Source organism: Rhodococcus sp. ARC_M5 (assembly GCF_022810405.1).
Classification (GTDB): domain Bacteria; phylum Actinomycetota; class Actinomycetes; order Mycobacteriales; family Mycobacteriaceae; genus Rhodococcoides; species Rhodococcoides navarretei.
In genome coordinates this window covers 65,787-89,936 of the sequence record NZ_JALGQE010000017.1, presented here as the reverse complement: position 1 = coordinate 89,936, position 24,150 = coordinate 65,787, and the positions used below count along the sequence as shown (strand labels likewise).

The following is a 24,150-nucleotide window of genomic DNA, read 5'->3' as shown; positions in this document are numbered from 1 at the left end:
ACATCGACTGGTTCAACAATGACCGCATCTCGCTACGTCTCGACGGCCTGAGCCCGGTGCGATACCGAGCCCAGGCCCTCGCAGCCTAGGATTTGCTTTAGCAGTCCAACCCACGGGGTCCAGTGCAGTGCAATGGTCCATTGACGCGACCGGTTCGAGTGCGGTCTCACGGAAAACGGGTCTCGCGGAAAACGGATCGGGCCGAACCTCTTGACGAAGGAAGGCTCAAGGGTCACTCTTGTCGTCAGGAGCACCCCCAGCGGTTCTGAAGCGCAGCGGCATCGGGCGTACGGCAGGCGACACGCTTTCGTCGAGTCAGCGCACGAATGGACCCCGGGTGCTACTTTTGATGCCCCCGTTGCGCTCTGCGCACATTTGGGGTACCTTTGGACGTTGCGCTGGCTGCCTCCTGTCCACCTCTCGATCGCTGTTACCCGAAAGCACGTTTTCGGGCCGCTGTGATGGGGATTCGGTCTGGTTGCACCAGCCGAAATTCGCCCCACATATAGCAAACAGATACAGCGGCGGTCGCACTGCACGAGCGACCCGCGTGAGGTGCTGGAAGGACGCATCTTGGCAGTCTCTAGCCAGACCAAGGCAGTTGTCGGAACACCGGGAGCCCCGAGGAGGGTTTCGTTCGCGAACATTCGCGAGCCGTTGGAGGTACCCGGTCTCCTCGATGTACAGACGGATTCGTTCGAATGGCTGGTAGGTGCGCAGAGTTGGCGTGACCGTGCCGCCGCCCGCGGAGACAGCAGTGTCGCCGGTGGACTCGAGGACATCCTGACCGAGCTCTCTCCGATCGAGGACTTCTCGGGCTCGATGTCTCTCTCCTTCTCCGACCCACGATTCGACGAGGTCAAGGCCTCGACCGATGAGTGCAAGGACAAGGACATGACGTACGCGGCTCCGCTGTTCGTCACGGCCGAGTTCATCAACAACAACACCGGTGAGATCAAGAGCCAGACGGTCTTCATGGGTGATTTCCCGATGATGACCGACAAGGGCACCTTCATCATCAACGGCACCGAGCGTGTCGTGGTGTCGCAGCTGGTGCGTTCTCCGGGCGTCTACTTCGATCATTCGATCGACAAGACCACCGAGAAGGACCTGCACAGCGTCAAGGTGATCCCCGGTCGCGGTGCATGGCTCGAGTTCGACGTCGACAAGCGCGACACCGTCGGTGTCCGCATCGACCGCAAGCGTCGTCAGCCCGTCACGGTGCTGCTGAAGGCTCTCGGTTGGTCCACCGAGCAGATCACGGAGCGCTTCGGCTTCTCCGAGATCCTCATGGCCACCCTGGAGAAGGACAACACCGCCGGTACCGACGAGGCGCTCCTCGACATCTACCGCAAGCTGCGTCCGGGCGAGCCGCCGACCAAGGAGTCGGCGCAGACCCTGCTGGAGAACCTGTTCTTCAAGGACAAGCGCTACGACCTCGCTCGCGTGGGTCGCTACAAGATCAACAAGAAGCTCGGCCTCAACTCGGGTCAGCCCATCGTGGCGTCGACCCTCACCGAGGAAGACATCGTCGCGACCATCGAGTACCTCGTGCGTCTGCACGCAGGTGAGACCTCGATGACCGCACCCGACGGCGTCGAGGTTCCGGTCGAGGTCGACGACATCGACCACTTCGGCAACCGTCGTCTGCGTACCGTCGGCGAGCTCATCCAGAACCAGATCCGCGTGGGCCTGTCCCGCATGGAGCGCGTCGTGCGCGAACGTATGACGACTCAGGACGTCGAGGCGATCACGCCGCAGACCCTGATCAACATCCGTCCCGTCGTCGCTGCGATCAAGGAGTTCTTCGGAACCTCCCAGCTATCGCAGTTCATGGACCAGAACAACCCGTTGTCGGGTCTGACGCACAAGCGTCGCCTGTCGGCACTGGGACCCGGCGGTCTCTCTCGTGAGCGCGCCGGCCTCGAGGTCCGCGACGTTCACCCGTCGCACTACGGCCGCATGTGCCCCATCGAGACCCCGGAAGGCCCGAACATCGGCCTGATCGGATCGCTCTCGGTGTACGCACGCGTCAATCCGTTCGGCTTCATCGAGACCCCGTACCGCAAGGTCGTCGACGGCAAGGTCACCGACGACGTCGATTACCTGACCGCCGACGAGGAGGATCGCCACACGCTCGCGCAGGCGAACTCTCCGGTCGACGATTCGGGTCACTTCGTCGAGGACAAGATTCTCGTCCGTCGTAAGGGTGGAGAGGTCGAGTTCGTCTCGTCCGACGACATCGATTACATGGACGTCTCGCCGCGACAGATGGTCTCCGTCGCGACCGCGATGATTCCGTTCCTCGAGCACGACGATGCCAACCGTGCCCTGATGGGCGCGAACATGCAGCGTCAGGCCGTCCCGCTGGTGCGCAGCGAGGCTCCGATCGTCGGTACCGGCATGGAGCTGCGTGCAGCTGTCGACGCCGGTGACGTCGTCATCACCGAGAAGACCGGTGTCGTCGAAGAGGTCTCCGCCGATTACGTCACGGTCATGGCCGACGACGGATCGCGCAAGACCTACCGGATGCGCAAGTTCGCGCGTTCCAACCAGGGCACGTGCGCCAACCAGCGTCCGATCGTGGACGAGGGACAGCGCGTCGAGTCCGGCCAGGTCCTCGCCGACGGCCCCTGCACCGAGAACGGTGAGATGGCACTCGGCAAGAACCTGCTGCTGGCGATCATGCCGTGGGAGGGCCACAACTACGAGGACGCGATCATCCTGTCGCAGCGCCTCGTGGAAGAGGACGTTCTCACCTCGATCCACATCGAGGAGCACGAGATCGATGCTCGCGACACCAAGCTCGGTGCCGAGGAGATCACTCGCGACATCCCGAACGTCTCCGACGAGGTCCTCGCTGACCTCGACGAGCGCGGCATCATCCGTATCGGTGCCGAGGTTCGTGACGGCGACGTGCTGGTCGGAAAGGTCACGCCCAAGGGCGAGACCGAGCTGACCCCCGAAGAGCGCCTGCTGCGCGCCATCTTCGGTGAGAAGGCTCGCGAAGTTCGCGACACCTCGCTCAAGGTTCCGCACGGCGAGAACGGAAAGGTCATCGGCATCCGCGTCTTCTCGCGCGACGACGACGACGATCTGCCTCCCGGCGTCAACGAGTTGGTCCGCGTCTACGTGGCTCAGAAGCGCAAGATCCAGGACGGCGACAAGCTCGCCGGCCGCCACGGCAACAAGGGCGTCATCGGCAAGATCCTCCCGCAGGAGGACATGCCGTTCCTGCCCGACGGCACCCCGATCGACATCATCCTCAACACCCACGGTGTTCCGCGTCGTATGAACATCGGGCAGGTCCTCGAAACCCACCTGGGTTGGATCGGCAAGACCGGTTGGAACGTGCAGATCGCCGCGGACGGCAGCAAGCCCGATTGGGCCGAGCGTCTGCCCGAGGAGATGCTGGCGGCTCCGGCCGACAGCAACATCGCCACCCCGGTGTTCGACGGTGCCAAGGAGAATCAGCTCGCCGGCCTGCTGGAGAGCACGATTCCCAACCGCGACGGCGAGCAGATGGTCGGCTCCGACGGAAAGGCCACGTTGTTCGACGGCCGCTCCGGCGAGCCGTTCCCGTACCCGGTGTCGGTGGGCTACATGTACATCATCAAGCTGCACCACTTGGTCGACGACAAGATCCACGCTCGTTCGACCGGGCCGTACTCGATGATCACGCAGCAGCCCCTCGGCGGTAAGGCGCAGTTCGGTGGACAGCGCTTCGGTGAGATGGAGTGCTGGGCCATGCAGGCCTACGGCGCCGCGTACACGCTGCAGGAGCTTCTCACCATCAAGTCGGACGACGTTGTCGGCCGCGTGAAGGTGTACGAGGCGATCGTCAAGGGCGAGAACATCCCGGAGCCGGGTATCCCCGAGTCCTTCAAGGTGCTCCTCAAGGAGCTCCAGTCGCTGTGCCTCAACGTGGAGGTGCTGTCCTCGGACGGCGCAGCCATCACGATGGCCGACGGTGACGACGAAGACCTCGAGCGTGCCGCAGCCAACCTGGGAATCAACCTCTCCCGCAACGAAGCTGCCACGGTCGACGACCTCGCTCAGTAGTTCTGTGGTCTGCCGGATCCGCCCAGTGCGGATCCGGCAGGCGTTCTTCTCATTTGCTCTTCCAGCACAACACCCATAACGGGGAAAGGAAGTTACGTGCTCGACGTCAACTTCTTCGATGAACTTCGCATTGGCCTTGCCACTGCGGACGACATCCGTCAGTGGTCCTACGGCGAGGTCAAGAAGCCGGAGACCATCAACTACCGCACGCTCAAGCCCGAGAAGGACGGCCTCTTCTGCGAGAAGATCTTCGGCCCCACCCGGGACTGGGAGTGCTACTGCGGCAAGTACAAGCGCGTCCGCTTCAAAGGCATCATCTGTGAGCGCTGTGGCGTCGAGGTCACTCGCGCCAAGGTGCGTCGTGAGCGCATGGGCCACATCGAACTGGCCGCTCCGGTCACGCACATCTGGTACTTCAAGGGTGTGCCGTCGCGTCTGGGCTACCTGCTCGACCTGGCTCCGAAGGATCTCGAGAAGATCATCTACTTCGCTGCCTACGTCATCACCACGGTCGACGACGAGCTCCGTCACAACGAGCTCTCGACGCTCGAGGCCGAGATGGAGGTCGAGAAGAAGGCCGTCGCAGATCAGCGCGACGCCGATCTCGAGGCTCGTGCGCAGAAGCTCGAAGCCGACATCGCCGAGCTCGAAGCCGAGGGTGCCAAGTCCGACGTGCGCCGCAAGGTCAAGGACGGCGGCGAGCGCGAGATGCGTCAGCTCCGTGACCGCGCGCAGCGTGAGCTGGATCGTCTCGAAGAGATCTGGACCACGTTCACCAAGCTCGCTCCCAAGCAGCTCATCGTCGACGAGCTCATCTACCGCGAGCTCATCGACCGGTACGGCGAGTACTTCACCGGTGCCATGGGTGCCGAGTCGATCCAGAAGCTCATGCAGACCTTCGACATCGACGCCGAGGCGGAGTCTCTTCGCGAGACCATCCGCAGTGGCAAGGGTCAGAAGAAGCTGCGCGCGCTCAAGCGTCTGAAGGTCGTGGCCGCATTCCAGGCCGGCCGTAACTCGCCGATGGGCATGGTCCTGGACGCTGTCCCGGTCATCCCACCGGAGCTTCGTCCGATGGTGCAGCTCGACGGTGGCCGTTTCGCGACGTCCGACCTCAACGACCTGTACCGCCGCGTCATCAACCGCAACAACCGCCTCAAGCGTCTGATCGATCTCGGTGCTCCCGAGATCATCGTCAACAACGAGAAGCGGATGCTGCAGGAGTCGGTCGACGCCCTGTTCGACAACGGCCGTCGTGGACGTCCGGTCACCGGACCGGGTAACCGTCCGCTGAAGTCGCTCTCCGACTTGCTCAAGGGCAAGCAGGGTCGATTCCGTCAGAACCTCCTCGGCAAGCGCGTCGACTACTCGGGCCGTTCGGTCATCGTCGTCGGCCCGCAGCTCAAGCTGCACCAGTGCGGTCTGCCGAAGCTGATGGCCCTCGAGCTGTTCAAGCCGTTCGTGATGAAGCGTCTGGTGGATCTGAACCACGCGCAGAACATCAAGTCGGCCAAGCGCATGGTCGAGCGTCAGCGTCCGCAGGTGTGGGACGTTCTCGAAGAGGTCATCGCCGAGCACCCCGTGCTGCTGAACCGTGCACCCACCCTGCACCGGTTGGGCATCCAGGCGTTCGAGCCGCAGCTCGTCGAGGGCAAGGCCATCCAGCTGCACCCGCTCGTGTGTGAGGCGTTCAACGCCGACTTCGACGGTGACCAGATGGCTGTCCACCTCCCGCTGTCCGCCGAGGCTCAGGCCGAGGCACGCGTGCTGATGCTGTCGTCGAACAACATCCTCTCGCCTGCATCGGGCCGTCCGCTCGCCATGCCGCGTCTGGACATGGTGACGGGTCTGTACCACCTGACGCGTCTCGATGCCGGTGCTGTCGGCGAGCGCGCCGACGCCAAGACCGACACGGCCGAGTTCGGGGCGTACTCCTCCCCGGCCGAGGCTCAGATGGCCGTCGACCGTGGATCGCTCACGGTGCAGTCGCAGATTCGGGTTCGTCTCACCACGCAGCGCCCGCCGCGTGACATCGAGAACGAGCTGTTCCCCGAGGGCTGGACCCGTGGCGAGGCATGGACCGCGGAAACCACTCTGGGACGCGTTCTCTTCAACGAGCTGCTGCCGGCGGACTACCCGTTCGTCAACGAGCAGATGCCGAAGAAGCGTCAGTCGACCATCATCAACGATCTCGCCGAGCGTTACCCGATGATCGTCGTCGCACAGACCGTCGACAAGCTCAAGGACGCAGGCTTCTACTGGGCCACGCGTTCGGGTGTCACCATCTCGATCTCCGACGTCCTCGTGCCGCCGGAGAAGCCGCAGATCATGGAGACCTTCGAGGCTCAGGCCGATCAGATCGAGAAGAAGTACCAGCGTGGCGCACTCGACAAGGTCGAGCGCAACTCCGCATTGGTCAAGATCTGGCAGGACGCGACCGAGCAGGTCGGTAAGGCCATGGAGGCCCACTTCCCCGACGACAACCCGATCCCGATGATCGTGAAGTCCGGCGCAGCCGGAAACATGACTCAGGTTCGCTCGCTCGCCGGTATGAAGGGCCTGGTGACGAACCCGAAGGGTGAGTTCATCCCGCGTCCGATCAAGTCTTCCTTCAAGGAAGGCCTGACGGTCCTCGAGTACTTCATCAACACGCACGGTGCTCGTAAGGGTCTGGCCGACACGGCGCTTCGTACCGCCGACTCGGGCTACCTGACGCGTCGTCTGGTCGACGTCTCGCAGGATGTCATCGTTCGGGAAACCGACTGTGGCACCGAGCGCGGCATCGTCACGACGATCGCCGAGAAGACGGCCGACGGCAAGATGATCCGCGACGCTCACGTCGAGACCAGCACGTACGCCCGCACCTTGGCGAACGACGCTGTCGACGAGAACGGCACGGTCATCGTCGCTCGTGGACACGATCTCGGTGACCCGGCCATCGACGCGCTGCTCGCTGCGGGCATCACGTCGGTCAAGGTTCGCTCGGTGCTCACCTGCACCACCGGCACCGGCGTTTGCGCCACCTGCTACGGCCGCTCGATGGCCACCGGCAAGCTGGTCGACATCGGTGAGGCCGTCGGCATCGTTGCCGCACAGTCCATCGGTGAGCCCGGAACCCAGCTGACCATGCGTACCTTCCACCAGGGTGGTGTCGCCGGAGATGACATCACCGGTGGTCTGCCTCGCGTGCAGGAGCTGTTCGAGGCACGTGTGCCGAAGGGCAAGGCTCCGATCGCGGACGTGTCGGGACGCATCCAGCTCGAGGACGGCGATCGTTTCTACAAGATCACCATCGTTCCGGACGACGGCGGCGAAGAGGTTGTCTACGACAAGCTCTCCAAGCGTCAGCGTCTGCGCGTCTTCAAGCACGACGACGGCACCGAGCGCCTTCTGGCGGACGGTGACCACGTCGAGGTCGGCCAGCAGCTCATGGAAGGTGCTGCCGATCCGCACGAGGTGCTGCGCGTGATGGGTCCTCGCCAGGTGCAGATCCACCTCGTCAACGAGGTCCAGGAGGTGTACCGGTCGCAGGGTGTGTCGATTCACGACAAGCACATCGAGACGATCGTGCGCCAGATGCTCCGTCGCGTGACGATCATCGACAGCGGCTCCACCGAATTCCTGCCCGGTTCACTCACCGAGCGCAGCGAATTCGAGTCGAGCAACCGTCGCGTCGTCTCCGAGGGTGGCGAGCCCGCAGCCGGACGTCCGGTCCTGATGGGTATCACCAAGGCGTCGCTGGCCACCGACTCGTGGCTGTCGGCAGCGTCCTTCCAGGAGACCACTCGTGTGCTCACCGACGCGGCGATCAACTGCCGCAGCGACAAGCTCATAGGTCTCAAGGAGAACGTCATCATCGGTAAGCTCATCCCGGCTGGTACCGGCATTAACCGGTACCGGAACATCACGGTGCAGCCGACCGAAGAGGCACGTGCCGCGGCGTACGCGGTGCCGTCGTACGACGATCAGTACTACAGCCCGGACGGCTTCGGCCAGGGAACCGGCGCTGCAGTGCCGCTCGACGACTACGGTTTCTCCAACGAATACCGCTAGAGCGACTTCGTCGCACGTGAGCAGAACTTCGTAGCCCACTACGAATTTCCGCTCACGACGACAGAGCCAGCAGCCAAAGCCCCGCATCGACTTCGGTCGGTGCGGGGTTTTGTCGTATGAGACCTCGGCGGTGAGTTTCCGGCGTGACGCGAGTCCGTACCGACATGACCAACCAAACACCCAGCACCATCGTGAACATCGGCGTGGCCATGTTCACCGTCGCGGACCAGGACAAGGCCCTCGAGTTCTATTCACGTGTGCTCGGCTTCGAGTTGCGCGATGACACGCGTTTCGGCCCCGAGGGCGAGTATCGGTGGGTCGAGGTGGCACCGCCCGGTTCGACGGCGCGGCTCGCCCTGAATCCGCCGATGGGTGACTCGCCCGGCGGGTCCTCGATCGGTGTCGAAACACCCGACGTCGGGGCGGAACATGCGCGACTGAGCGCGATCGGCGGTGTCGATATGGACGCAATCTCCGGGACAGAGGACGGAGCTCCGCCCATGTTCGTACTTCGTGATCCCGACGGCAATATGGTGTGGGTCGTTCAGGCCTGACGCTGGGGAGGCCCATCTTCAGCGCATTGCCGGTACGGCGAACTTCGTCGTCTCGGGCTCGGCGCGGGGTTTCGACGGCTATCGTTGCCCAATGCGAAAGACTGTGCTCGTGCTCGCGATGGTCATGGCGTGGATCGTCGCGGGAGCCCTCCCGGCCGGTGCGGCACCCGGTGATGAGCCTTTGTGGTCCGGCGATTATTCGTTGATGCGGTTCGCAGCGAGCAAGACCGGCACGAGCGCGGCGGCGTCGCAGCGCGAACCGGATTTCTCCAACGTGTACACCTTCGCCTCCGACTGCACCGATGGAGAGTGCGTCGCCTCCGTTGTCGCCGGTCCACCACCGGCGAACGAGTCTCTCCAGAACCGCCCGATCGACTACATCTGGGACGGAACGAGTTGGGTGCACACCTATGACTGGGTGTGGGATTGCTTCAAGGGCGAAGGCGTTCCCAAGGACTACAACGATGCCCGCTCGGTAGCCACTTACACCCCGCAACCCGACGGCAGCTTGACGGGAGTATGGGAGACCACGATCTACGGCGGCTACTGCGACGGCACCGTGGTCATGAACGTTGCTGCGTACCCTGTCCCGGCGATACCCGTCCTGCCTCCGATGTTCGGTAGTAGCTGACCGGGAGAGTCTTTCGTCTGTTCACTTTGCCGTTCGATCGATGACGGGCACAGTTCGCCCTGGTGCGAAACCCTCGAACGATGGTGAGACGGGCTAACGAGGTACGGATCGGTCAGGACATCTCCTTGCGGGCGGGGGCCACGCGTCGACAGTTCCTGACGTGGAGTGCGTTGGTGGGAGCGCTGGCGTTCACTCCCGAACTCGCAGGAACCACAGCGACAGCGGGTGCGCAGTCCGTGGTGACGCCCGATTACCCGTTCCGTCTCGGCGTGGCATCCGGCGACCCACTGCCAGACTCGGTGGTGCTGTGGACCAGGCTCGCCACCGATCCTTTTGCCCCGCTGGGTGGTATGACTCCCGGCGTTGTGCCGGTGCGGTGGCAGATCGCGGCGGACGAGAACTTCGCGCAGATGACCCGCGAAGGCATCGAGCTCGCCACCGAGTTCGACGGCTGGTCGATACACGTCGACGTCCGGGGCCTGGAGCCGGCTCGTGAGTACTTCTATCGCTTCCTCGTCGGCCCGCACGCCAGTCCGGTGGGACGCACCAAAACGGCACCGGCACTGGGTCAGCCGCTCAGCAGGCTCGATTTCGCGTGGGCCTCGTGCCAGAAGTGGGAGGACGGCTACTTCGGCGCGTACCAGGATCTGGCGGCGTCGAACCTGGATGTGGTGTTCTTTCTGGGCGACTACATCTACGAGTACGCCATCAAGGACGAGGGCGCACGCAAGGGCGAGCCACGCACCGAGTCGGCGGCTCGAGAAACCATGGTGCTGGGCGACTATCGGGATCGGTATGCCCTGTACAAGGCGGACGAGAACCTCGCTGCCGCTCATGCCTCGGCACCGTTCGTCTCCGCATTCGACGATCACGAGGTGGACAACAATTGGGCCTCGCAGATCAGCCAAGACGATGACGATCCGAAGCAGTTCCTGTTGCGCAGAGCCGACGCGTTCAAGGCGTGGTGGGAGAACACCCCTGTTCGTGCGAATCTGAAGCCCGTCGGGCCGGACATGACGGTCTATCGCCGGTTCTCGTTCGGCGATCTGGTGGATTTCTCGGTGCTGGACACGCGGCAGTACCGCAGCGATCAAGCGCACGGGGACGGCGAGCATGCGCAGGACGCCGAGACGGCTGATCCGTCCCGCACCATAACCGGTGCGGCACAGGAACAATGGATTCTCGACGGGTTCGCATCACCGTCGAGGTGGAACTTCTTGGCGCATCAGACGGTCATTTCCGATCTGGCCCGCGGACTCGGCAGCGATCGCAAGGTCGGGATGGATCCGTGGAGCGGATACGAGGCCTCGCGGCATCGCATCCTGGACGGGGCTCGGGATCGTGGCACGAAGAACGTCGCGTCGATCGTCGGCGACATTCATCGCACGATCGTGTCGGAACTGCGCCGCGACTACCAGGATCAGGCGTCGCCGATCCAAGGTGTGGAGATCGCGACCACGTCGATCGCGTCGGGCAAGGACGGCGCCGATGTCGACACCGCTGGTGCGGCCATCGCCGAAGCCTCACCGCACGTCAAGTACGGCAACGCTCGACGCGGCTATCTCCGCAGCACGCTGACGAACACCGAATGGCGTTCGGAGGTCAGGGTTCTCGATGCGGTGTCGACGCCAGGCAAGGCGGTACGCACAGCCGCGACCGTCACCGTCCCCGAAGGCCGCCCCGAGATTCAGCTCGGTTGACGCCGACGGTCACTGACGAATCGCGAACATCGGCATTGCAAGCCCGAGCAGCATCACGGTGAACAGGAACCATGCCGCGCCTTGCCAGATCGGCCAGGTGCCACCGGCGCGGTAGGACTTGTATCCCAACGTCAGAGCCCCGATGCCGCCGAGGAAGCACACCGCAGGAACCGACGCGGCCAACACCGGATTGGTGCGGTCGACGAGGAGGAACACCGCGGTCAGCGCCGCGGCCACCGCTACGACGCCGGCAGAGTATCCCGCAGCTTTGCGGAGGGCACCGGGGTCGCTCCAGCGCTTCTCCACGTCGCGGTCGGCGATGGTGCGTTCGGTCGGATCGTTGACGGGCATATCTGTGGGCTACCCGTTCGGCGCGGGTCTACCCATTTCGAGTGGTCAGCGCCCGTCCGCGATGATCTGTGCCACGTTGCGCTCGGCGAGCGCAGTGATGGTCAGCGACGGGTTGGCGGCTCCGGTGCTGCCGGGAATCAGTGCACCGTCGACGACGTAGAGCCCGGGGTGGCCCTTCACGCGGCCGTAGCCGTCGGTGACGTCGCCCAGTACTGCGCCGCCGAGGGGGTGGGCGGTGAAGGTGTCGTCGACGTCGCGGGTGAACGGTTCGGCCGCGACGACGGTACCGCCGGCCTGCGCCATCCGATTCTGTACTGCGCGTAGGGCCTCGACGGTGTCTCGGCTGCCGCCCTTCGGCCAGTTCAGCGTCAATCGGTTCGTGGCGGAATCGAATCCGAAGTTCCCGCGCAGTGGATCGATGGTCATGCCCAGTGAGCCGATGAAACCCAGGTTCGTCGGAACGCCCGGCACATACCAGTTCTCGACGGTCAGCGGCAGTCCCGAGTCGTCGACGATGCGGGACGCGCAGGGCGCTCCCTGCGGTCCGGCGGACATCGGCCCGAGGGAGCGGGTCATCGACGCGTCGCCGTTGGTGCCCCAACCGGTGCCGACGAATTCGTTGAGGTTCGCCAGCGCACCGGTGGTGCGGGCCCGCATCAACAGCTCGGTGGTGCCGATGGATCCGGCTCCGAGAACGAGAGTGTCGCAGGTGACGGTACGGGTCTCGACGACGTTGCCGAAGGGGTCGAGTCGTTCGATCTCGACGCGGTAGCGGCCGCCGGATTCGGAGCCGATCGCCGCTACGCGGTGGCTGTGACATACCGTCGCTCGGCCGGTGGCCTCGGCTTGGGGGATGTAGTTCTGCGTCAGGTCGTGCTTGGCGCCGTTGGAGTTGCCGAAGGTGCTCGCACCGACGGTCGCGGACGGCCTCGAGCGGCCGCCGATCTCGTCGCGGACGACGTTCCAGTTCCAGTTGCCGTCGACTGCCTGAGGGGTGAAGCCTGCCCGTCGGGCGTGGTCGTCCCAGGTGCGCGAGTGTGCGAAGTTCGGGCTGTTGTAGACGTCCTCGGGCATCGGCGACGGCCGGAGCATCGAGCGGGCCTTGGGGTACCAGGTGGCGGCCATCTCGTCGTAGTTCAGTCGTCCGCCGAAGGAGAGGTCGAAGAACTTCTTGTCCGGGGCGATGGTGACGCCGGTGTAGACGATCGACCCGCCGCCGACGGCCGCGCCGCGCCAGACCGAGAGGTTCTCGTAGCGCGTGGTGTCGAGTACGCCGCCGAAGAGGTCGACCGGTCCGACGGGCATGCCGGTGATGTTGGTGAACGAGGTCTGCTGCCACAGTCCGCGACCGTCGGCGGTCATGTCGGCGGTGAAGATTTCGCGCCACGGGTCGCGTGGCCAGCGCAGTCCACGTTCGAGGACGGTCACCTGGGTGCCGGCCTGCGCCATCCGAAGGGCGGCGGCACTGGCACCGAATCCGGAGCCGATGACGAGAACGGAGGAATGATCCGGTGGACGCGGGGGATCGGCGAACAGTTCGGGAACCAGTGATCGGATGCGGTCGGCACCGATGGGGAGTGCACCTGCTGTGGGCGAGCCCGCCATGCCGGCCGAGTTCAGGACCGGAGCGGCGGCAGCGCCGAGCATTCCGGCAGCGGCCAACCGCAGCAGTTGCCTTCGGTTCACGGAAAGTCCCCCTACTTGACTCACGGACAGCGTTGTCGATTGTGTCGTGTTTGCCGCGAGAAAGCGAACAGTTCGGTCGGTCTCGAGGATGCTTCCCAGCTCGGCCTCAGGTTTGCCTGTCAGACTCCGCTCATGGTTTCGGCATCGGTGGCTCTGTTACTGCTCGTCGCAGCGGTACTCGGCATCATGGCGCACCTTGTGGACGCGCGGGGCCAGGGGATGCTCGTTGCCGCGTCGTTGGCACATGTCCTCATGCTCGCCGCGGTGCCGGGCACTGCTCTCGCGGCGGTGGCGTTCGGGTGGTGGGGGCTGGCGGCAGGCGCGGCGGTACTGGCAGGCGCGGTCGCGACCCAGCTTCCACTGCGACGGCGCAGATTCGCACAAAGATCCGACGAGTCGAACCTGACAGTGCTACACGCCAACATCTGGCTGGGTCAGGCCGATCTCGACGCGTTGGTCGCTCTGATCGAGCAGCACCGACCCGACGTGCTCACTCTCGTCGAACTGACGCCCGAGGCCGAGGCCCGTCTACGCCCGAGACTGTCCGAGTCGTTGCCACACGCGTACGTCAGCGCTGCGCCCGGCGGCGAGGGTGCCGGAATCTACAGCCGCTTCCCGCTCGTCGACGAGCAGCGCCACGACGGTTTCGTGACAGAACTACTCTCCGCGCGGGTGGAGATGCCGGGCCGGCCCCTGGTGTTCGCGGTTCACCCCGTGCCGCCGTGGCCGAGGGAGCCGTCCGAATGGGTCCGTGAACTGGGGCTGTTGCGCCAGCTCTTGGCCAAGATCCCCGTCGACGACGGTCCCGTGGTGGTGGCGGGCGACTTCAACGCGACGCAGGATCATCGGCGGTACCGAGATCTACAGGACGGCCGCTTCGTCGATGCGGCGGTGGCCACCGGGGCGGGCATGCTCAGGACGTACCCGGCACACACCTGGTACCCGCCCGTCATCGCCATCGACCATGTACTGGTGGCAGGGCCGGCCGTTCGATCGGTCGAGGCAGTGACGATCGTGGGTTCCGACCACCGTGGCATCCTGGCTCGGCTGCAGCTCCGGCCCTAGCGTCAGGACTGTGCGGGCAACTGCTGCACCGACCACGTGTTGCCGTCGGGGTCGGCGAAGTACACGAACGTGCCCCAGCCCTCGTCCTTGGGCGGATCGATGTTCAGGCCCGCTGACGTGAGGTGCTCGTAGGCCTGCTGGACGTCGTCCACGACCATCAGAATCCCGGCCCCCTTGCCCGGCTCTGCGTCGGTGATGCCCTCGCCGATCGCGATGGAGCACGCCGAGCCCGGGGGAGTGAGCTGGACGTACCGGATGCCGTCCCAAGGGCGAGTATCGTGGTCGGCGACGAAGCCGATCGAGACGTAGAAGTCCTTGGCGCGATCGACGTCGGTGACGGCCAACGTGACGAGTTCGATCTTCATAGTGAAATTCATGAAGCAATGATGAGCGCCATTGCGGACATATCCGGTCCGCTATGACGCCTCGTCGAAGAATGTTTCGAGAATTCTTCGTCCGTCCTCGGCGACGCGAGCCAGAACCTGTGCGCTCGGTGCAGTTCCCGCTGGCATGTGCGCGTCGAGCATCGGTTGCTGCGCAGGTGTGAGCTCGACGTGGAACTGCACACCGAGCCCGCTGCCGAACCGGAACGCCTGATTCCGGTAGAGATTCGAGCTCGCCAGGAGCACAGCCCCGACGGGCAGGTCGAACGTATCTGTGTGCCAGTGAACGACCTGGATTCGATCCGGTCCGAAGATCGGTTGGCCGGCCTCTGTCGCAGTCACCTCACCGGCACCCAACTCCGCAACCGGACCCCGATACACCGCACATCCCTGAGAGGCCGCGAGCAATTGAGCACCGAGACACACCCCCAGCACGGGAATGTTCCGCTCTAGACACTCGGCAATCAATTCGCGTTCGGCCCGCATGTGAGGGTGAGCGACATCGCCCCACGCATCCACCGGTCCGCCCAGCACAACCAACCCCGTGACCGCGTCGGCTGGGGGCAAGGGGACCCCACTCGCCGCCGCGACCACCGTGTACTCGATTCCGCGCTCGGTCATGATCGTCCCGATCAGCGCCGGGCCTTCGGCATCGACGTGCTTCACCACCCACCAACTCATACCCAGAAATATGCCCGACGCCTCGGCGGTTGTCCTAGCTGTGTTGCTTTCGCTTCTCGACAGGTCCCGCACTCGATCCGGAATGGACGACGCCTCAGCACTCCGTCATTCCGTCGAGCGGGCAGTGCATGCAGAGAAGATCGGGCTACATCGGTTCTGGGTGGCCGAGCATCACGGCGTACCCGGCATCGCGTCGGGGGCACCTGCGGTTCTGGCGGCCGCGGTGGCGTCGCGTACCTCGCGCATTCGCGTCGGATCCGGCGGGGTGATGCTGCCCAATCATCAGCCTCTGGTCGTCGCCGAACAATTTCTGATGCTGGAGTCCCTCTTTCCCGGCCGGATCGATCTCGGCGTCGGCCGTTCCCTCGGTTTCACCGAACCGGTCCGGACCGCATTGCGCCGAGACCGTCACGCGCCCGATACCTTCGAGGCCGACATCGCCGAACTGCGTTCGTATCTCGACGGTTCGGCACCGGTGACGGCGCGGCCCGCTGTTCCGTCTCCGCCGGTGTTCGTTCTCGCGACCGGAGCCGGTCTCGAGGTTGCCGCCCGCGCCGGGCTTCCGGTCGTCGTCGGTGGACCGGTGCTCCAACGCGATGACCCATTGGCGTTGTATCGCAAGAACTTTCGGTCTACGGCGACCAATCCCGAACCGTACGTGATCGTTTCGCTCGACGTGACGATCGCAGCCGACACCGAGGAGGCGCGTCGGCTGGCCGTCCCGGAGGCGTGGGCGATGGCCAGGTCCAGACGAGAGGGTGAGTTCCCGGCTCTCGAGCCGAAGCCGGAGATCGATGAATCGCAGTGGACGCCGCAGACGCGCGACAGAATCGAGGCGTCCCTCGCGTCGAGCATCCTCGGCACCGCCGAGCAGGTCCGTCCTCGGCTGGAGGAGGTTGTCGAGCGCACCGGTGCGGACGAGATCATGTCCTCGACATCCACGTACGATCGCGCCGAATTGTTCGAGGCCGATGCCGCGTTCGCTCAACTCGCAGGGGTGGCGGGCTGAACCGGTGCCGTGGGTTTGGTAGGTGCTGTCGCGGCGAGTGCTGCCACCAGGTCGCGCTGAATGTCGGTGGCGGGCACGGTCGCGTCGACGACGGCCGATACCGGTAGCCGCAACCGACGGTCGGCTTCCGTGCGGAAGACCAGGCCCGTTCTGGGGGTGCTGTCGGCGGTGCTGGCATACAAGATGGACCAGCATTGCGGGTGGTTGAGGAGTTCGGCGCTGGCGGTGTGATCGGACGCCACGGGCGGGCCGAAGCTCAGCGGCAGTCCGCTGCGCTTCATCTCGCGCTCGATCACCCGGTGCAGCAGAATCTGCTCGCTGCGTTTGGGCAGCAGCAACGGGTAGTCGGCGAGCTGGCTCAGGCTCGGGTTGTCCTCCCCGGCGAGGGGATGGCCCTCGGCGAGCACGACGACGAGGTCCTCTGTCCACAATTCGGTCACGTGCAGGCCGGAGCGTTCGACGCTGCCGCGGATCAGCGCCACCTGACAGTCCCCTGATGTCACCGCTTCGATCTGTTCTGCGAATCGTTTCAGGACGAAGTCGATCTCGGCGTCGGGGTGGCGCTCGCGTACCGCGACGATGGCGGCGATGGCGTTGGCCGCGAACGTCATGTTTCCGGTCAGGCGAAGTTGGTTTCGCTTACGCGTCGTCAACGCCAGGGCAGCCTGCTCGAGCTCCACCATGTGCCGGGCGATGGAGACCAATTGTGCTCCGACAACGGTCAATCGGACGGTACGAGAGGTCCGCTCGAACAGGGGCTCGCCGATCTCTCGTTCCAGCTTGGAGATCTGCAGGCTGATCGCCGATTGCGAGACGTAGCAGCGCTCGGCAGCGCGCGAGAAGTTCAGTTCCTCCCCGACCGCGAGGAAGTACTTCAGTTGCCGCAGTTCCATGAACACATCCAATCATGAGTTCTACTCATGGATGCTATTTCAACTTCCGCGTTGATAGACCACCGAGGTCGGAGTTTCATGGAGGTAGTTCTTCGTTATGGGAAAGACTCGAGCCGAAAAGGGAAGTGCTGTGCAAACGTACGACGTCGTCATCGTGGGATCGGGATTCGGAGCATTGGCCGCCGCCAAGTCTCTGGGCAAGGCCGGTGTGACGTTCTCGCTGATCTCCAGCACCACCGAGCACCTCTTTCAGCCGTTGCTCTACCAGGCCGCCACCGGCATGCTCTCGACGGGTGAGATCGCCCCGCCGATCCGACGCATCCTCGCGCAGTACGACTCCGCCGACGTCCGTCTCGGACGCGTCGTCGATGTCGATCCCGAGGCTCACCAGGTGACCTACGTCGGCGGTGGCCAGAGCCACACCATCGGCTTCGGCCGTCTCATCGTCGCCACCGGTGCCACCCAGGCGTACTTCGGCCGCGACGAGTTCAAGGACCGCACGTTCGCCCTCAAGACCGTCGACGACGCGATCGCTCTGCGTGAGCAGATTCTGAGCTGCTACGAAACCGCGCACCTGACCACCGATCCGGCTGCCCGCAAGGAGCTGTTGAGCTTCGTCGTCGTCGGTGCCGGCGCGACGGGTGTCGAGCTGGCCGGTCAGATCAGGGACCTCGCGCACCGCTACTTCGCCGGATCGTTCAAGGACATCGAACCCGACGACGTCACGGTGACCCTCGTCGACGGAGTCAAGGAAGTGCTGCCCGCATTCGGCGGCAAGCTCAGCGCGTACGCCCGCACGAAGCTCGAGAAGTCGGGCGTCGACGTCGTCACCGGGGGCATGGTCACCGATATCGACGACGACGTCGTGACGGTGCAGGACGTGGATACCAAGACCTCGCGGACGTACCCGGCCAAGACGGTCATCTGGTCGGCGGGAGTGCAGGCCAGCGATCTTGCGGCCACCATCGCGGAGCGCACCGGATGCGAGACCGACCGTGCCGGAAGGCTTCTCGTACACGACGACCTGACGGTCGGCTCGGCGAAGGACATCTACGCGATCGGCGACGTGACGTCGTTGAACAAGCTCCCCGGCCAGTCACCCGTGGCGATGCAGCAGGGCAGGCACGTGGCGAAGATGATCATCGGCAAGGTCGACGCCGGAACTCCGTTCAAATACACCGACAAGGGCAGCATGTCGATCGTCGGCCGATTCAGCGCTGTCGCACGGCTGTTCGGCAAGGTCGACATGTCGGGACCGATCGCCTGGCTCATGTGGCTCGCCGTGCACCTGATGTACCTGGTCGGCTTCCGCAACCGCTACGTCGCCGTGGTGTCGTGGATGACCTCGTACATCGGCGACAAGCGACCGCACTTCCAGTACACCGATCACTCCGCTTCGGCAACCGAGCTGACCGGCAAGACCTCGGACGAAGAGCGAAAGGCCGCCTAGCTGCTCACCAGGCCGTTGCGGTAGGCCCAGATCACCACGTGGACTCGGGTATTGACGTCGAGTTTGCGGCAGATGTTCCCAACGTGAGTTTTGACCGTGCTCTGTTCGAGCTGCAGTGCACGGGCGATCTCGTTGTTGCCCAGGCCCTTCGCCAGCAGTTGAACCACTTCCATTTCGCGCAGACTCAGGTCGTGTTGCGGTGCAACGGGAGTGGTTCGACTCGTCTTGCCCCGGCGCGCGAACTCGGCCATCAAGCGCGGGGTCAGTCGTGGGGAGAGCGCCGCCCCGCCACCGGCCACGGTGACCACTGCGTCGGCGAGTTCGTCGGGATCGGTGTCCTTGAGCAGGAATCCGGCTGCCCCGCTGTCGAGGGCGGCGAACACGTACTCGTCGAGATCGAACGTGGTGACGACGATGACGCGAACGCTGTCGAACTGCCCCAGTATCTCTCGCGTGGCGGTCAGCCCATCGCCGTTCGGCATCCTGATGTCCATCAGCACGACGTCCGGCCGCAGTATCGATACCTGGTGCACGGCATGCTGTCCCGAGCTCGCGTGCCCGACGACCTCGATGTCGGGATGGCCGGCGAGGAACAGCTCGAATCCCTGCCGAACCACGGGCTGATCGTCGGCGATGAGTACGGTGATCATGCTGGTATCTCGATCATACGAACAGCTCTGGGGGCCGAGAGATCATTCCGCCCATGGGCAGTCGAGCGCGCACGGTCCACGTTGTTCGGTCGTCGGACAATCCGGCATCGAGGGTTCCACCGAGCAGTGCGGCACGCTCCCGCATTCCCGGGATGCCGAAGCCCTGACCCGGGGACTCGCGCAGTTCGGAGCCGGCCGGTGGCATCGTATTGGTGACGGTGACCTCGATGGCCGACAAACGATCGCATACTTCGACGCGCACATCGCAGTTCGGCGCGTGGACTCGGGCATTGGACAACGACTCCTGAACGATGCGGTAGCACGTCAGTTGCACGGCGCTGTCTGTTCCACTTATCTTGTCGGCATCGCCGAACACGTCGGCGTCGATGGACGCGAACGAGATTCGTGACTGTTCGATCAGTTCGGCGATGTCGGAGATCATCGGTTGCGGTGCACGGTCGGTGTCGCTCGGTCGCAGGATGCCGACGATCTGACGCAGGCTGTCGAGGGTGCGCTGGCCGTGTCCGATTGCGCCGGTGAGTAGTTCGCGTGCCTGCTCGGGGTTGCTCGTGATGAGCGTCTTCGATGCCTTGGCCTGGATCAGCATGCCGGTCAGGTGGTGAGCCGCGACGTCGTGCAGTTCGCGTGCCATGGTCTTTCGTTCGTTGTCCAGGGTCTCGTCCAATCGCCTCCGGTGTTCGAGTTCGGCTCGGTCGAGTGCAGCCTCGCTCTCGAGTTCCTGCGCGCGGTTCCGGGCGATGTACTTGCCCAGTGCGATGAGCACCGTGTAATTGATGGCGAGATTCGCGATCTGCTCGGTGATCACTCCGATCGTGCCACCGGGACCGGTGTCGACGCTGACAGCGATGTCGAGGATCAACCCGACGGCGATGGGGGCGAACAGGCGTGGCCCGGTCACCCGAATTGCCAAGGCCGCGATGGCAAACCAGTACAGCGGGGTGAACCCGAGAGTTCGGTCCGGCAGAACCAGGATCAGGGCGACGCTGATCGCTACCACCGACAGGTAAGCCGTGACCGGAAACGATCGGCGCACGCACGTCACCGCGGTCATCGCCAGCAGGGCAACGACACTCACTGCGATCAAGGGTGGGCTGCCGACGAGTTCGTCTCCGGTGTCACCGACCATGCCGGTGGAGAGTTGGAATCCGGCGTAGACGAGCGTGGCCAGAAGCATCTCGATCGGCAGCACCACGGGATTGCGTGGTCGCCAGGACGGGCGAAGTGTGCGCAGCACGCGGTGAAAACCCAGCACTCGGGAATCACCCAGCATCAGAGTCGACTCCGTTCTCCTGCCGCATCTTTCGAGTTCGTGTTCTTCTTGCCGACCACCCACAGCGGTCCGGTGACGAACCAGAAGAAGGTGATGACGCCGAGCGGCTGGATCACGGTCTTCAGTGCTGCTGCCTGCTGCGAGTCTGCCACGGTATAGGCCAGTGCGTAGGTGATCACCAGCGCGATAGCGGCAGCGATCAACCACTTCACGAATCCCCGGATCTCGTTGCGGTAGGCCTGCGGACCGGCTTTCGGGGGCTTGACAGGTGCGGGTCCGCCGGCGAATCGGTGCGCGAAGCGCACGTCGAGCCAGGCCACCGTCGAGTGCGCGAACACGACGGTCCAGCCGAGATAGATGCCGGCGAGGCGGTGCGCAAATTCGACATCTCCGCCCCGGTGCAGATCGAGCGCCACAGCCGCGATCAATACGATGTCGAGGACCGGGAGCAGGGCGAGCGTGATCGTGCTGGCGCGTCGCATACGCGCCAGGTAGCGCAGGCACAGGCCACCGATCACCAGAACCCAGAAGCCGACCTCGCAGATCGCGATCGTGAGCAGAATCGGATTGTTCATGGTCCTGATCTCACCGCAGCCGACGTGCGCGCGGTACCCCCGCGGAGGCGTCGTACCTGGTGGTTCGGCCGAAGGTACGACGCTGCGCTCCACCGAAAGTCGTAGCCGACCGCGCTACTGTGGAAGTACGCATACAGGACATACGAAACCCGGGAGTCGACGATGGCAGGCAAGAAGATCGACAGAGTGCACGCACAGTCCGCGCTGGAGACAGTTCGCGAGAATCCCGGCATTGCGTTGATCGCTGCCGCGCCCGCATTGGTGGTGCTGGCTCTGGTGTGGTGGCTGCTCGGATTCCCCGCCGCGTTGATTCTGCTGATCGCCGCAGGTGGGGCCGGCTACCTGTACCTCAGGAACCGCTAGTCAGGATTCCGGGCGGGTCTCTTCGACGCGGGGGATGCAGAACTCGGTGATGGTGGCCGTCCCTGCCGCCACCTGTGCCCAGGACGACTCGGTGGTCAGCACTGCGATTGCCGAGGTTGGGAAGCGGTGTCGCACCTCGCGGGCCAGGTCGGTGTCGTCATCGGCCGCCAGTTCGAGTGCGGTCCAGGGGATTCCGGGCTCATGCCCGACGACCAGCAAGGTCGAGACGGTGACGTCGTCGAAGTACGTGTCGGCCAGTCGGATTTCGTCGATGATCTCGTCGGCGGATCCGCCGTAGATGTCGCGTTCGAAGCGGGTGGGAGCGTCGCTCAGACCGGTGGCCGCGAGAGTTTCGCGGGTGCGCAGAGCCGTCGAGCACAGCACTGCGTCGACGCTGCCGACGTGCTCGCTGATCCAGGCTCCGGCCAGTCCGGCCTCGCGCTGGCCACGTGCGGCCAGGGGGCGTTCGTGATCCGGTACTCCGTCGGGGTAGCCGGATTTGCCGTGCCGCATCAGCACGAGAGTCCTAGTGGTCGCCATGCCGTCCACCGTAAACGGTCAGGGCGACGGGATCGGGGAGAACGTCCGCCTGCTCCGGGAACACGAACTTGCGCATCGCCCACCACCGGAAGGCGGTTGCCAGCAACGTGCCGATGATGGATCCGCTGACGAAGTCGGCGATGTTCTCGGTGAGGAAGGACACGTTCGGCGAACGCAGATCCAGCATGTAACTCGACACCCACAGCGGTAGCTGGTTGATTGCCAGACCGGTTCCGGCAACGGCGAAAAATAGTGCTGCCTCGTGGTGGCGACGTCGTCCGCCGCGCGCTGTGAACGACCATTCCCGGTTGAGGATGTACGACACGATGGTCGCGATCAGCACGGCCAGAACGTTCGCTGTCACGGGCTTGTCCTGCAGGATCGTCCACTTCAGGCCGAAGAACAGGACCACGGTGACGACGAAGGTGATCGCTCCGACGATCAGGAACTTGAGGGCCTCGGCGTGCTTGACGAGGGGCTCGAGCCAGCGCTGGGGAACGTGGTCGGTGAGGCGGTCGGACACATGCATCCCATCGACGTTACCTCGAGTAACGGATCCGGCCGGATTCGTTGCAGCTGACGGGACCGGCTAGAGCCGCGTCTTCAGGTAGTCCTGCAACATCCGACGCACCTCGTCGGCCGCGAGTTGCTCGGGATACGTCACTGCCTGCAGCGTCAGCCCGTCGATGAAGGTATGCAGTTCGGCCGCTGCACGTTCGTCCGCGGCGCTGACGAAGATGAAGGCGGGGGAGTTCGGTCGATCGAGATCGTGCAGGTGCGCCCACGCGAGCCGACACAGGTACCGGCTGCCGAACCACCCGGCCGTCTTGAGGGAGGCGAGTCGCTCGTCGACTCTGGCACGCACGATCGCTTCCAGCCACACCGACGCCTCGGCGCGGCGGTCCTCGTCGAGTGGCAGTAATTCCTCGAGGACGCGGATTGCGCGAACGAGGCCGTCACCGTCGGTCGGGTGCGCCTCCAACCGATGTACGACGCGTTGCGTCATGGCCTCGGCCGCAAACAGCACCAGTTCTCCCTGGTCGGAGAAGTAGTAGCGAAGTGATCCGGGGGAGACGCCTGCCTCGGCGGCGACACTGCGAACCGTCGCCCCGTCCATTCCTGATCGCTCGATGACGCGCCACACGGCGGCGACGATCTCCGCCCGGCGTGCGTCGTGGTCGACGATCTTCGGCATCGGTCTGTTCTAGCACGAGGAAATCTTTTCCACACAACTGTGCTGAAATCCTGTTACGGTACAGCTGTGTTAATTCAGCTGCCCGGACTCGCGCTGGTGGACAGCATCGGCATCGGGACTCTTGCGGTTCCGTTGTGGATGATGCTGTGGCCGTCGTTCCGTGCGCGTGTCGTTCTGCTGCATCTGAGCGTGTTGGGACTGCTCTATCTCGGGATCGGTGTTGTTGTGCTGACCATGTCGGTCGGCGTCTCGGTGGGAGTGCCGGGTGGGGCGTGGGCGCGTTTGGCGGTGGGTGCAGCTTTCCTGTTCGTCGGCCTGGTCTGTGACCGTCGGCGGCAAGCTCCGAGGACTGCGTGGTGGACGCGGCCCCCGGGAACTGTTCGCGGGGTCGTCCTGCTCGCGGTCGCTGTGGGCGCGGTGGAGGTGGCGACGATGCTGCCTTACTTCGCAGCGATCGACGCGGTCGGTGATGCCGGGCTGGGGTGGGGGTTGTCGGCGCTGCTGCTCGCGGCGTACGTGCTCGTGACGCTGTCACCTGCTCTCGTCCTGCTTGCCGTCAGAGTGTTTGCGCAGGAACGTGTTTCGTCGATCACGCCGACCGTGCTCCGGCGCGTGGATCGCTGGAGTGGGGACGTGTGGGCGACGGTGTCGGTGGTGCTGGGCGCACTACTGGCAGCTGATGCGGCAATCGAATTGAACCTGGTTTGAACCGATGAGAGGGGACGCGATGAGTGCTCGAGATATACGCAGCATCGTCACGATTGTTGTCGGCGCTGCGCTGGCGCTGTTCTTTTGGGACCTGCAAGTGTTCTGGTTCCAGGGCGGCCCGATCGGCTGTGTTCTGGTGGTGCTCGCGATGGTCGACGTATGGGAATCGCGTCGCGGCACCCCGAAGAAGGGGCTGCTCGCCGAACTGCGAGACGACATCGTCGGCACGAAGGATGCGAGCGACACATCCGAGCGTGACACTCGGCCGTGAGTGGCACCCCCGGTTCCGTATCGCCGTGACAGTACTGAA

Annotated in this window: 23 protein-coding genes; 12 read left to right on the top strand and 11 right to left on the bottom strand. The window is 64.5% G+C overall.

Going from position 1 to position 24,150, the window contains the following annotated elements:
* The first annotated feature begins 2 nt into the window (after positions 1-2).
* The 6 genes from MTX34_RS26170 (at position 3) to MTX34_RS21155 (ending at position 11,000) form a co-directional block, all read left to right on the top strand.
* Positions 3-89 (top strand): IS3 family transposase, encoded by an 87-nt coding sequence (locus MTX34_RS26170; RefSeq protein ID WP_374640167.1) that lies wholly within the window; start codon positions 3-5, stop codon positions 87-89.
* 466 nt (positions 90-555) lie between these two features.
* Complete coding sequence (gene rpoB, locus MTX34_RS21175; protein ID WP_094665727.1) at positions 556-4,062, top strand: DNA-directed RNA polymerase subunit beta; 3,507 nt, start codon at positions 556-558, stop codon at positions 4,060-4,062.
* A gap of 96 nt (positions 4,063-4,158) precedes the next feature.
* On the top strand, positions 4,159-8,115 hold the full coding sequence (locus MTX34_RS21170) for a DNA-directed RNA polymerase subunit beta' (protein ID WP_243596072.1): 3,957 nt from the start codon (positions 4,159-4,161) through the stop codon (positions 8,113-8,115).
* A 164-nt stretch (positions 8,116-8,279) separates the two neighbouring features.
* Positions 8,280-8,669, top strand: a complete 390-nt coding sequence (locus tag MTX34_RS21165) for a VOC family protein (protein WP_243596071.1) — start codon at positions 8,280-8,282, stop codon at positions 8,667-8,669.
* Between the two features lie 91 nt (positions 8,670-8,760).
* Positions 8,761-9,300 (top strand): hypothetical protein, encoded by a 540-nt coding sequence (locus MTX34_RS21160; protein WP_243596070.1) that lies wholly within the window; start codon positions 8,761-8,763, stop codon positions 9,298-9,300.
* Between the two features lie 80 nt (positions 9,301-9,380).
* Positions 9,381-11,000: an alkaline phosphatase gene (locus MTX34_RS21155; protein ID WP_243596068.1), complete on the top strand. Its 1,620-nt coding sequence runs from the start codon at positions 9,381-9,383 to the stop codon at positions 10,998-11,000.
* A 9-nt stretch (positions 11,001-11,009) separates the two neighbouring features.
* Here the strand turns inward: MTX34_RS21155 and MTX34_RS21150 are convergent, their stop codons facing one another.
* Positions 11,010-11,351, bottom strand: coding sequence for a hypothetical protein (locus tag MTX34_RS21150; protein ID WP_243610707.1), 342 nt, complete (start codon positions 11,349-11,351; stop codon positions 11,010-11,012).
* A 45-nt stretch (positions 11,352-11,396) separates the two neighbouring features.
* The gene (locus tag MTX34_RS21145) at positions 11,397-13,037 is read right to left on the bottom strand and encodes a GMC oxidoreductase (RefSeq protein ID WP_374640197.1); all 1,641 of its coding nucleotides are present in this window, start codon (positions 13,035-13,037) and stop codon (positions 11,397-11,399) included.
* 132 nt (positions 13,038-13,169) lie between these two features.
* Here MTX34_RS21145 and MTX34_RS21140 point away from each other — a divergent pair, with 132 nt between their 5' ends.
* The gene (locus MTX34_RS21140) at positions 13,170-14,102 is read left to right on the top strand and encodes an endonuclease/exonuclease/phosphatase family protein (RefSeq protein ID WP_243610706.1); all 933 of its coding nucleotides are present in this window, start codon (positions 13,170-13,172) and stop codon (positions 14,100-14,102) included.
* A 2-nt stretch (positions 14,103-14,104) separates the two neighbouring features.
* Here the strand turns inward: MTX34_RS21140 and MTX34_RS21135 are convergent, their stop codons facing one another.
* On the bottom strand, positions 14,105-14,479 hold the full coding sequence (locus MTX34_RS21135) for a VOC family protein (protein ID WP_243610705.1): 375 nt from the start codon (positions 14,477-14,479) through the stop codon (positions 14,105-14,107).
* A gap of 39 nt (positions 14,480-14,518) precedes the next feature.
* Positions 14,519-15,166, bottom strand: a complete 648-nt coding sequence (locus MTX34_RS21130; RefSeq protein WP_243610704.1) for a type 1 glutamine amidotransferase — start codon at positions 15,164-15,166, stop codon at positions 14,519-14,521.
* Between the two features lie 40 nt (positions 15,167-15,206).
* On the opposite strand from MTX34_RS21130, the gene MTX34_RS21125 reads away from it, so the two are divergent.
* Positions 15,207-16,175 (top strand): MsnO8 family LLM class oxidoreductase, encoded by a 969-nt coding sequence (locus MTX34_RS21125; protein WP_243610713.1) that lies wholly within the window; start codon positions 15,207-15,209, stop codon positions 16,173-16,175.
* On the opposite strand, the gene MTX34_RS21120 is transcribed toward MTX34_RS21125, so the two are convergent.
* A complete protein-coding gene (locus tag MTX34_RS21120) occupies positions 16,151-17,068 on the bottom strand; it encodes a LysR substrate-binding domain-containing protein (protein ID WP_243610703.1) in 918 nt (305 codons plus the stop codon). The genes MTX34_RS21125 and MTX34_RS21120 overlap by 25 nt on opposite strands.
* Positions 17,069-17,198: 130 nt before the next feature.
* Between MTX34_RS21120 and MTX34_RS21115 the strand changes: the two genes are divergently transcribed.
* Positions 17,199-18,518: an NAD(P)/FAD-dependent oxidoreductase gene (locus MTX34_RS21115; RefSeq protein ID WP_243610702.1), complete on the top strand. Its 1,320-nt coding sequence runs from the start codon at positions 17,199-17,201 to the stop codon at positions 18,516-18,518.
* Here MTX34_RS21115 and MTX34_RS21110 read toward each other — a convergent pair.
* The 3 genes from MTX34_RS21110 to MTX34_RS21100 are packed head-to-tail and all read right to left on the bottom strand — an operon-like array spanning position 18,515 to position 21,034.
* Positions 18,515-19,168, bottom strand: a complete 654-nt coding sequence (locus tag MTX34_RS21110; RefSeq protein WP_243610701.1) for a response regulator transcription factor — start codon at positions 19,166-19,168, stop codon at positions 18,515-18,517. The two genes, MTX34_RS21115 and MTX34_RS21110, sit on opposite strands and share 4 nt — an antisense overlap.
* A gap of 13 nt (positions 19,169-19,181) precedes the next feature.
* Entirely contained in the window at positions 19,182-20,459 is a 1,278-nt protein-coding gene (locus tag MTX34_RS21105; protein ID WP_243610700.1) for a sensor histidine kinase, read from the bottom strand.
* On the bottom strand, positions 20,459-21,034 hold the full coding sequence (locus tag MTX34_RS21100; protein WP_243610699.1) for a hypothetical protein: 576 nt from the start codon (positions 21,032-21,034) through the stop codon (positions 20,459-20,461). The genes MTX34_RS21105 and MTX34_RS21100 overlap by 1 nt, the downstream gene beginning before the upstream one ends.
* Before the next feature lie 162 nt (positions 21,035-21,196).
* Here MTX34_RS21100 and MTX34_RS21095 point away from each other — a divergent pair, with 162 nt between their 5' ends.
* Positions 21,197-21,397 (top strand): hypothetical protein, encoded by a 201-nt coding sequence (locus MTX34_RS21095; RefSeq protein ID WP_068053408.1) that lies wholly within the window; start codon positions 21,197-21,199, stop codon positions 21,395-21,397.
* Here MTX34_RS21095 and MTX34_RS21090 read toward each other — a convergent pair whose 3' ends face one another.
* From MTX34_RS21090 to MTX34_RS21080, 3 genes are read right to left on the bottom strand one after another with little or no spacing between them, the layout of a single operon-like run.
* Positions 21,398-21,937 (bottom strand): histidine phosphatase family protein, encoded by a 540-nt coding sequence (locus MTX34_RS21090; protein WP_243610698.1) that lies wholly within the window; start codon positions 21,935-21,937, stop codon positions 21,398-21,400. It lies immediately after the preceding gene.
* Complete coding sequence (locus MTX34_RS21085) at positions 21,924-22,466, bottom strand: GtrA family protein (RefSeq protein ID WP_243596055.1); 543 nt, start codon at positions 22,464-22,466, stop codon at positions 21,924-21,926. Before MTX34_RS21085 ends, MTX34_RS21090 begins: the two co-directional genes overlap by 14 nt.
* Positions 22,467-22,526: 60 nt before the next feature.
* On the bottom strand, positions 22,527-23,132 hold the full coding sequence (locus MTX34_RS21080; protein WP_243610697.1) for a TetR/AcrR family transcriptional regulator: 606 nt from the start codon (positions 23,130-23,132) through the stop codon (positions 22,527-22,529).
* 66 nt (positions 23,133-23,198) lie between these two features.
* On the opposite strand from MTX34_RS21080, the gene MTX34_RS21075 reads away from it, so the two are divergent.
* Both MTX34_RS21075 and MTX34_RS21070 read left to right on the top strand, forming a co-directional pair.
* A complete protein-coding gene (locus MTX34_RS21075) occupies positions 23,199-23,840 on the top strand; it encodes a GAP family protein (RefSeq protein WP_243610696.1) in 642 nt (213 codons plus the stop codon).
* A 19-nt stretch (positions 23,841-23,859) separates the two neighbouring features.
* Positions 23,860-24,111 (top strand): hypothetical protein, encoded by a 252-nt coding sequence (locus tag MTX34_RS21070; protein ID WP_243610695.1) that lies wholly within the window; start codon positions 23,860-23,862, stop codon positions 24,109-24,111.
* The last annotated feature ends 39 nt before the right edge of the window (positions 24,112-24,150 follow it).

Coding starts and splice junctions, on each gene's coding strand:
- MTX34_RS21165 (WP_243596071.1), top strand. CDS start 8,280: ATGACCAACCAAACACCCAGCACCATCGTGAACATCGGCGTGGCCATG.
- MTX34_RS21135 (WP_243610705.1), bottom strand. CDS start 14,479: ATGAATTTCACTATGAAGATCGAACTCGTCACGTTGGCCGTCACCGAC.
- MTX34_RS21120 (WP_243610703.1), bottom strand. CDS start 17,068: ATGGAACTGCGGCAACTGAAGTACTTCCTCGCGGTCGGGGAGGAACTG.
- MTX34_RS21090 (WP_243610698.1), bottom strand. CDS start 21,937: ATGGCGACCACTAGGACTCTCGTGCTGATGCGGCACGGCAAATCCGGC.
- MTX34_RS21085 (WP_243596055.1), bottom strand. CDS start 22,466: ATGCATGTGTCCGACCGCCTCACCGACCACGTTCCCCAGCGCTGGCTC.
- MTX34_RS21105 (WP_243610700.1), bottom strand. CDS start 20,459: ATGCTGGGTGATTCCCGAGTGCTGGGTTTTCACCGCGTGCTGCGCACA.
- MTX34_RS21100 (WP_243610699.1), bottom strand. CDS start 21,034: ATGAACAATCCGATTCTGCTCACGATCGCGATCTGCGAGGTCGGCTTC.
- MTX34_RS21155 (WP_243596068.1), top strand. CDS start 9,381: ATGGTGAGACGGGCTAACGAGGTACGGATCGGTCAGGACATCTCCTTG.
- MTX34_RS21095 (WP_068053408.1), top strand. CDS start 21,197: ATGGCAGGCAAGAAGATCGACAGAGTGCACGCACAGTCCGCGCTGGAG.
- MTX34_RS21130 (WP_243610704.1), bottom strand. CDS start 15,166: ATGAGTTGGTGGGTGGTGAAGCACGTCGATGCCGAAGGCCCGGCGCTG.
- MTX34_RS21070 (WP_243610695.1), top strand. CDS start 23,860: ATGAGTGCTCGAGATATACGCAGCATCGTCACGATTGTTGTCGGCGCT.
- MTX34_RS21140 (WP_243610706.1), top strand. CDS start 13,170: ATGGTTTCGGCATCGGTGGCTCTGTTACTGCTCGTCGCAGCGGTACTC.
- MTX34_RS21150 (WP_243610707.1), bottom strand. CDS start 11,351: ATGCCCGTCAACGATCCGACCGAACGCACCATCGCCGACCGCGACGTG.
- MTX34_RS21080 (WP_243610697.1), bottom strand. CDS start 23,132: ATGCCGAAGATCGTCGACCACGACGCACGCCGGGCGGAGATCGTCGCC.
- MTX34_RS21160 (WP_243596070.1), top strand. CDS start 8,761: ATGCGAAAGACTGTGCTCGTGCTCGCGATGGTCATGGCGTGGATCGTC.
- MTX34_RS21110 (WP_243610701.1), bottom strand. CDS start 19,168: ATGATCACCGTACTCATCGCCGACGATCAGCCCGTGGTTCGGCAGGGA.